6 protein-coding genes are annotated in these 8,792 nt (G+C 39.2%); 3 read left to right on the plus strand and 3 right to left on the minus strand.

The features are described from left to right. The 3 genes from PN471_RS05500 to PN471_RS05510 form a co-directional block, all read right to left on the minus strand. The coding region (locus PN471_RS05500; RefSeq protein WP_271775982.1) for a cadherin domain-containing protein at positions 1-3,558 on the minus strand (3,558 nt) is incomplete at its 3' end. A 493-nt stretch (positions 3,559-4,051) separates the two neighbouring features. Beyond that, positions 4,052-4,618 carry a DUF924 family protein gene (locus tag PN471_RS05505; protein ID WP_271775983.1) on the minus strand — a complete coding sequence of 189 codons (567 nt, stop codon included), beginning with the start codon at positions 4,616-4,618 and terminating at the stop codon, positions 4,052-4,054. A 5-nt stretch (positions 4,619-4,623) separates the two neighbouring features. Beyond that, positions 4,624-5,190 (minus strand): SRPBCC family protein, encoded by a 567-nt coding sequence (locus tag PN471_RS05510; protein ID WP_271775984.1) that lies wholly within the window; start codon positions 5,188-5,190, stop codon positions 4,624-4,626. A gap of 171 nt (positions 5,191-5,361) precedes the next feature. Here PN471_RS05510 and PN471_RS05515 point away from each other — a divergent pair, with 171 nt between their 5' ends. The 3 genes from PN471_RS05515 to PN471_RS05525 all read left to right on the plus strand — a co-directional run bounded on the left by PN471_RS05515 (position 5,362) and on the right by PN471_RS05525 (position 8,403). After that, complete coding sequence (locus tag PN471_RS05515; RefSeq protein ID WP_271775985.1) at positions 5,362-5,556, plus strand: hypothetical protein; 195 nt, start codon at positions 5,362-5,364, stop codon at positions 5,554-5,556. A gap of 1,055 nt (positions 5,557-6,611) precedes the next feature. Continuing rightward, a complete protein-coding gene (locus PN471_RS05520) occupies positions 6,612-7,403 on the plus strand; it encodes an SDR family NAD(P)-dependent oxidoreductase (RefSeq protein ID WP_271775986.1) in 792 nt (263 codons plus the stop codon). 412 nt (positions 7,404-7,815) lie between these two features. Beyond that, entirely contained in the window at positions 7,816-8,403 is a 588-nt protein-coding gene (locus tag PN471_RS05525) for a Uma2 family endonuclease (protein WP_271775987.1), read from the plus strand. Positions 8,404-8,792: the final 389 nt, after the last annotated feature.

Genomic DNA, 8,792 nt, shown 5'->3' on the forward strand with positions numbered 1-8,792 from the left:
AGTAAAGGCTTTTGTGCCTATATTTCCTTCTGTTTGAATGGCATTGGTAGGGGCGATCGCCAGTCCAGGAGCAACAACATCATCGTTTTGGATAGTTCCTACAGCAGTAGCAGTGGTAATGGTAGCATTGGTCGGGTTGGAAAGGGTAACTGTAAACCCTTCATCCGGCTCAACAGTGGTGTCTCCTAACACATCTACTATGATAGTTTTAGTGGTTTCACCTGCTGCAAAACCCACCGTGCTAGTTGGAAAAGTTCCACCAAAATCAACTCCATCTGCTTGGTTAGTACCAGACCCGGTTACTGCCCAATTAGCACTGCTGCTACCACTGGTATCTCCACTGCGAGTAACAGTGAAGGTAAAGGCTTTTGTACCTGAATTTCCCTCTGTTTGAGTTACATTACTGGGAGAAATACTTAGATTGGCAATAGTTTCGTTAACGTCAGTTACACCAATAGTTAATTGTTTCTCAAAGGATAACCCACCTTGGTCTGTGGTTTTGACTCTAATGCTGTAACTGTTTTTGGTTTCATAGTCAAATCCAGAGTTGGTTTTGAGTTCATTATTGGTAATGGTGAAGACATTATTATCTGTGTCTCCCGTACCGCTTACCAAGGTATAGGTGAAAGTGTTTCCCTCATCTGGGTCTGTAGTGGTGAAATTACCAACCACTGTATTAATGGGTTGATTTTCGGCGATTGTGCTGTTATTTAAGCTGATGTTGGTGGGCGCTTGGTTGGTGGGAGTTTCGTTAACGTCAGTTATACCAATAGTTAATTGTTTCTCAAAGGATAACCCACCCTGGTCTGTGGTTTTGACTCTAATGCTGTAACTGTTTTTGGTTTCATAGTCAAATACGGCTTTGGTTTGTAACTCATTATTACCAACGATAATAAATGAATCATTATCTGTATCACCTGTTCCTGATACTAGGCTATAGGTGAAGGTGTTTGCTGTATTTGGATCTGTGGTGGTGAAATTACCAATTTTTGTATTAATGGGTTGATTTTCGGCAATTGTGCTGTTATTTAAGGTGATGTTGGTGGGTGCTTGGTTAGTATCAGTAAAGTCACCCACATCAATAACCCTTATTTCTCGATCATCAACTACATAAGCGTAATTGCCTATTATTTGTACGTCATAACCATAACTAAAACTAAAGTCATCTTTGCTTTTGAGTGTTGGTTTGCTTGGATCACTGATATCTATAATTTCTATTCCTGAGTAATCGTCAAGCAAATAAGCATATTTGCCTACTACCCGCACATTATCAGCATAGGTGCTTTTATAATTGCCTTTGAGTATGGGTTTGGTCGGATCACTGATGTCTATAATTTGTAGTCCTGAAAGTCCATCGGCTACATAAGCATAATTGCCTACTACTTGCACATCATTAGCGTCACCTGGAGTATTATAATTTTTTTTGAGGCTAGGAACAGATGGATCACTGATGTCTATAATTTGTAGTCCTGAAAGTCCATCGGCTACATAAGCATAATTGCCTACTACTTGCACATCATGGGCATAACCTAGAGTATCATAATTACCCTTGAGTGTGGGAGTAGTAGCATTGCTGATATCTATAATTTGTAATCCTGAAAGTCCATCGGCTACATAAGCATAGTTGCCTAATAATTGTACATTATGGGCATAACCTGGGGTATCATAATCTCCTTTGAGTATGGGTTTGGTCGGATCAGTGATATCTATGATTTGCAGTCCTGCATCAGACGCGGATACATAAGCATAATTATCTACGACCTGAACACTTTGTGCATAGTTTCCAGTATCATAATTTCCCTTGGGTATGGCTTTGGTGATATCTGTGATATCTATGATTTGTAGTCCAAAAGTACCAGCTACGTAAGCGTAGTTGCCTACTACTTGCATATTGCCTGAATTGTAATAACCCTTGAGGATGGGATTAGAGGGGTTGCTGATATCTATTATTTCTAATCCGCTATCACCAGATACATAAGCATAATTGCCTACTAATTCTACATTGTAAGCCTCTCTCTTAGTAACATAACTGGCTTGAAGACTAGGATTAGAGGGGTTGCTGATATCTATGATTCGTAGTCCTGTACCACTAGAGACATAAGCGTAGCTTCTTGCTACTTGCACATCATAAGTGAAATCAGTGATATTATAATTGCCCTTGAGGGTAGGGTTAGATGGATTGCTGATATCTATGATTTGTAGTCCTGATACATCAGCGACATAAGCATTGTTGCCGATTACTTGTACATTATTAGCATAGCCAGTATCATAATTACCCTTGAGGGTAGGATTAGAGAGATTGCTGATATCTATGATTTGTAGTCCTGAATCACCAGCAGCCATATAAGCATAGTCGTTTAATACCTGCACACGTCTACCAAAGCCAGACACATTCCAGACAGAATCATTATAATTGCCTTTGAGGGTAGGAGCAGTGGGATTGCTGATATCTATTATTTCTAATCCTCTACCACTAGCTGCATAAGCATAGTTGCCTATTACCTGTACTGCATACACATAGCCAGAAGTTACGAGACCAGAAGTAATATTATAATTCCATCTGCCCTTGATTATAGGATTAGTCGGATCACTGATGTCTATAATTTCTAGTCCATCAGATCCAGTCGCTACATAAGCATAGTTACCTACTATCTGCAAATTACCAACAAGTAATGGGGAAAGCTTTGTAATTAGTTTAATTGGGAAAGGCAGTTGGATTGTAGCTAAAGCTAAATCATCATTAGTAATAGTTCCCGTTGCGGTAGCTGTGGTAATTGTTGCATTGTTATTAAAACTGAAGAGATTAACGGTAAAGGTTTCATTGTTTTCCTGAGTAAGATCACCCTTGACATTAACTATAATGTCTTTTGATATTTCTCCAGGTGCAAAGGTAATAGTACCTGTGATGTTAGCAAAGTCATCAAAACTACCAGGAGAATTTACGCTCCAGTTAACACTATTTGTCCCTGTGGTGTCACCTGTGCGGGTGACGGTGAAGGTAAAGGGTTTATTGCCTAAATTTCCTTCCGTTTGAGTTACATTACTAGGGGAAATGCTTAGGTTGACTGACTGCTCTACTGGTATGCTTTGCCCATTTAAAGTAATTATACTATGATCATCCTCTGCCTTTAATACTCGTAAAGTCTCCACATCCAGATTTTGACCCTGGACCAAAGCCGCAAAAATCGCCCCTTCATCTCCAGCACTATCCGTCTGGTTAATTTTAGCATCTACAAAATGCCCAATTTCCTCTAACAACACCCCACTAATAGCTGCTAAAGAAGCAGCAGCAACAAAGGTATTTGATAAATAAATCTTATTCTTACTACTAGCATAAGCGCCATTAGCACCGCCAAGAATGCTACTATCGAGAACTTCTATTTGGGGAAGTTGACTAAAATCCCCAGATTCCCACTGTAACCGCAGAATTTCCGCAAGGCTGCGGTTGTATTGTGTACCAAAAGCAGTATCAAAAACCTGCCAGAAGTTATTTAAACGAGAAAAATATTTAAGTTGATTAGAAGCTAAGGTTAGCGCGGAATTAATTAAAAAGTTCATAAAATAAATGATGTTTTTCGAGGTTTGAACTAAAACAACAGGTTAAATCACCACAGTTAAACTAACGGTTTGCTATTGAGTAGGAAAAGTATATTGCCGTAAAATATTGATATTCTTGTCAAGTCACCAAGGTTACACACCCTTGGTGGTTATACTACCACACTTGAGTAAAGCCTTGCTGCAAAGTATCAAAAATATATTGAAATAAACCATTGGTTTTATCAATACATACTATAAGAGTTAATGTATGATTGCTTAGATTAAATTTTTTGGCGTTGCTGATTAAGGGTATGAATTTTAGTCTCACGCAAAGGCGAGGCAGCGCGGTCTTGGGGGTTTCCCCCATGAGCGACTGCCGTAGCAAAGACGCACTGAGGTTTGAGTTTTAAAGGTTCAACTTGGGAATTTCGTACCTCACCTCAATATGGCTAATGCCTCCGGCTCCCGCAGGGATACGCCACGCAGGCTATCAGCAACGCCAATTTTTTTTAGCTTAAACAGTAGAAGCTAAAAATTCCTCTTCTTCTGGAGTAGAAATACGTCCTAAAATGGCATTACGATGGGGAAAACGACCAAATCGGGCAATTATTTCCTTGTGTTGAAAAGCTGATGCGATCGCTTTTGCACTGTAGGGATCATGGCTAAGACTTTGAAATAGTTTGATGCACTTACGCTGATCTCCTATATTTTCACTATGCTCAAAGGGTAAATATATAAACCAGCGTTGCACAGCTAATAGTTTTCTATCATAGCCTTTGTTTGTAGCGTGTTGCGCTAATGATAGTGCTTCCCAGTCCGTTGCAAAGGCTTGTGGAGTATCGCGAAACATATTTCGGGGAAATTGATCTAGCAACAGAATTAAAGCTAGACAGGTTTCTGGTGAATTCATCCAATCATGTAAATATCCTGCTACTGCTTTTTGGTAATCTTCCAAAAAAAAGTCGCAGACCTTAGCATCGAAATCTGGTTGTTTTTCAAACCAAAACGGTTGAATTTTCCCGTAATTTGGGTCATTTAGATGACCAAACCAAAAATCCAAAATAGTTGTTGCCTGTGACATTGCTATTATTGATGATTACAAAGCACCTGCCGCATTTTACACAGATTTGCTGGTAACTCCAAATTCATTGCTTGTTCAATAAAAATCCCGGGAATAGGGATGTTGGGGGTGGCTTGTACCGTATAAGCTAACAGAGTACCATTACCCATATCTTGAAGTTCTAACTTGGCGTGAAAATCTGTAAATGAACCTTTTTCCATCTGAAAGTGGATTTGCTGTCCTAATACTTCCACCACACTCAGATAAATTTCTACTTGGGCTGTCAAAAATAAAAAGGCTTTTTGTGCTGCCTGATACAGACGTTTAACATCTCCCCTGGATATAACCTCGCTTTTGGTAATATCGGGAAAATATTGGACCCAACGGGGGTAATCTGTAATTTGTTGCCAGACATGGGATCTAACTAGTGGTACATACATCCAAGCAGTAACAGCACCACCCCAGTGGGTATGAGATCGAATTTCTGTGAATACTTCTCCCTGAATTAGTCGTCTTTGCTGATCTTGGTTCCAGAGGGTATCTAATAGCGGTAGAGTGGGGTAAGCGACATTTTTAAGATTTGAGTTGGACATAGTATAATGCAGATCTAGTGATTTTGGTAACTTTTTCAGTGATTAACCCTAATGATTTCATTGAGTTTAACTCACTAAATTCTAATTACAGGTCCATTCATCAAGTTTTTGCAGATAATTAGTCTCAAGTTCATTTTCCAGAGTGTAAATTCGAGTTAAGAGAAAAATACTGTGAGTCAATCTTCTTTAAATGGCAAATTAATCCAGGGTTTTGGGATGCTCATGGGGATTAGTGTTTCCTTGTTTATGCTGAGAGGATTGGGTATTATCACTTTCCTTCCTGGTGGTGTAATTACTCTACTATTTTCTGGGGCTATAGTTATGGCAATCTTTAGTTATTGCGCAAGGCGATGGTGGCGTTTTTAGATTTAATTAAGTAGGTGAACACAATAAAACCAATCTAAAGTTAAGGGTTTTAAACGGAAAATAACATCAATACAACGCCCATAGACGATGCAATTCGGACTACTCAATTTTTCCCATAGTATCACTGAAGTCAGAGCCAACTAAGAGGATGTTTGAACAGTTTTTAATGTATAAATAAACCCCTCTCCAAACCTCTCCCCGACGCGGGGAGAGGCTTTGAAACCCCCATTCCCTTGTAGGGAAGGGGGGTTAAGTTTCTAGAGATTATCGGGTTCATCTAACCCATCTTCCGCACCCTAAACTGTCACACAACGAAAAATGGTCGTTTGGGGATTTGGGATTAGCGAACTGCTTGCAGCAGCGCTTCGCTATCGCTACCTAAAATGTCGATCTCTTTGTATAAAAATCATCCTTTAATGTATTCAAAAATCCAAAATTACCGATTGTGACACCGGGGGGTACGGAATGTGGGTTAAACGCAGATGAACACAGATGAACACGGATAATTTTGTACCTCATTAGACTAGGAAACCCCATATTTCACCAAAAATGGAAATGCAACAAATTAATTGTCTTGAATAACTTAAAAAAATGTATTCATGGTAACAAAACTCAACCTATTGTGAGGGGATCATGATATAAATTGCTAACTATTCATAAAAACTTATATCAATCACGACTGCCATATATATACTTTACGAAAACGACTGATCAGAAATCCTGATTAAAAAATATTGCAATAAGTTGATTTAGTTGCTAATGTGTGTGGGTACGACAGCACTGGTGAATGCTCGGATTATTTAAAAGAGGTGAAATCAATGAGCTTTATCCATCCTGCCAAAAGTCTTTTATGTTGATTAAACAATCCTGACAACGGGGAATTTCTGCTTTCGAGAAGCAATAAAGGGGTATTGCAAATGAGCAGAAAAATTAGCTTCCATCTTGTCACTGTATAGAGATTTGATTTTTGTTTACCGTTCATCAATTGTCTGATCTGTTGATTGCTAAGAACGCAAACGGAAGACAAAAAATGAAGAATTTAGAGGTGAAAACCGATGAAGATTCAAGGAAAAGTTGCACTCATTACTGGGGCTTCTCGTGGCATTGGTAAAGCGATCGCCCTAGAATTAGCCAAACAAGGCATGAAAAGGTTAATATTAGTAGCACGCGATCGCCAAAAGTTAGCCGAAGTAGCCGCCGAAATTGAAGCTTTAGGTGTAGAAACTACAATCATGGCTTTAGACTTAACCCACTCCATCAACGTTAACATAGCCGTAGCTCAACTGTGGCGCAGTTATGGACCGATTCATCTCCTCGTAAATTGTGCCGGAGTCGCACATCAAAACTCGTTTCTACAATCAAAACTGCCCCAACTGCAAGAAGAACTCTCCGTCAATTTGTTGGGAATGTACACCCTCACCAGCTTGATAGCTAAACGCATGGTGAGTCAAAGACAAGGAATCATTGTCAATGTCTCCAGTTTAATGGGGAAAGTGGCCGCCCCGACAATGGCCACATATTCCGCCACCAAGTTTGCCATTGTCGGATTTACCCAGGCACTACGTCAAGAACTTGCCCAACACAATGTCCGTGTCATCGCCTTACTTCCTTCCCTCACGGAAACAGACATGGTGCGTGACTTGAACTTATTTCGGGGAGTAATTCCCATGACACCCGAACAAGTCGCCCAAGCGCTCGTTATCGGCATAGAAAACGATACCGCAGAAATCCTAGTTGGCTGGCAATCTCACTTAGCCGTATTATGCCAACGTCTCGCCCCTTGGTTACTAGAGATCATCCTGCAACTAGCAACACCCAAAAAACCATTACCTGACGCTGCGGGATAAGGTTCAATCTAGTTAAGTTTTGTTTCGCGCAAAGAGGCAAAGGCGCAAAGTGTTTTTTGTGTCTTTGCGTAAAGTAAAGTTAAAAAATGGTAGGTTGGGTTAAGCGATCGGGCAACCCAACTAAAAATTTGATATAGCGGTATGCAGTTAAGTGGGATACAGTTAGCAAATCGCAAAACCTGTAGGGGCGCAGGGCCTGCGCCCTCAATTGTATTGCATCCTCACAATAACCGCTATAATGTTGATATTTAGACTTAACTAAACTTTATTACCCCATAAATAATGATAAGAACCAAGGAGAAAAATATATGCAAGTAAGACAAGAAATTTTTGATGTTGATGCAGATTTAATAACACATCAAATATGAGTAAGCTAACATCAATGGTAAAGCAATAAAAGGATCTAAATATCATGACTATTGCACAAGAAACACGCTACTACTCACCTGAAGAATACCTAGAATTTGAGGTAAATTCAGAACTGCGTCATGAATATATTGATGGATTAATTATACCAATGACAGGCGGAACACCAAATCATAACCAAATTACTGGCAACTTTTACGCTGTGCTAAATTTTGCTCTTAAACGTCAACCCTATCAAGTCTTTGTTACAGATCAAAGACTTTGGATTCCTAAACGACGGATTCATACTTATCCTGATGTAATGATTGTTCAAACTCCCCTAGTATTTGAAGAAGGAAGAAATGACACTATTACTAACCCGGTTATGATTACTGAAGTGTTATCAAAATCTACCAAAGGTTATGATAGAGATGAAAAGTTTGCAGCTTATCGGACTATTGCTAGTTTTCAAGAGTATATTTTAATTGACCAATACACAATTCACGTTGAACAATATGTAAAAACTGATAATAGAAAATGGATGTTTTTAGAATATGAAAATATTAACGATACTTTCAATTTAACTTCTATTCCAGGTCAAATTTCTCTTGCGGATATTTATGACAAGGTGGATTTTACCAGTGAAGCATCATAATTAATTGTCTGAATCAGGATATCCAGGATTAAAGGATTTACAGGATGTTGTGTAAAAGTATCATGTTTTGAATTTTGATTGTCCATCTTTATCTGCGTTTATCTGCGTACCCTTCGGGAAGCAAGCTACAATTATTCTTGATATTACTGTTAGATTACTAATTTTTTTTAAACGAACCACAGAGACACAGAGGACACAGAGAAAAAATATCGGTTATCTTTGTGTGGGAAGGGAGTAATTTTCTCGTTCCTCTAAGAGGATGTTTGAAAAGTTTTTAATGTATAAATAAACCCCTCTCCAAACCTCTCCCCGACGCGGGGAGAGGCTTTGAAACCCCCATTCCCTTGTAGGGAAGGGGGGAAGGGGGGTTAGGTTTCTAGAGATTATCG

The organism is Aphanizomenon sp. CS-733/32, from assembly GCF_028330045.1.
Lineage (GTDB): Bacteria > Cyanobacteriota > Cyanobacteriia > Cyanobacteriales > Nostocaceae > Dolichospermum > Dolichospermum gracile.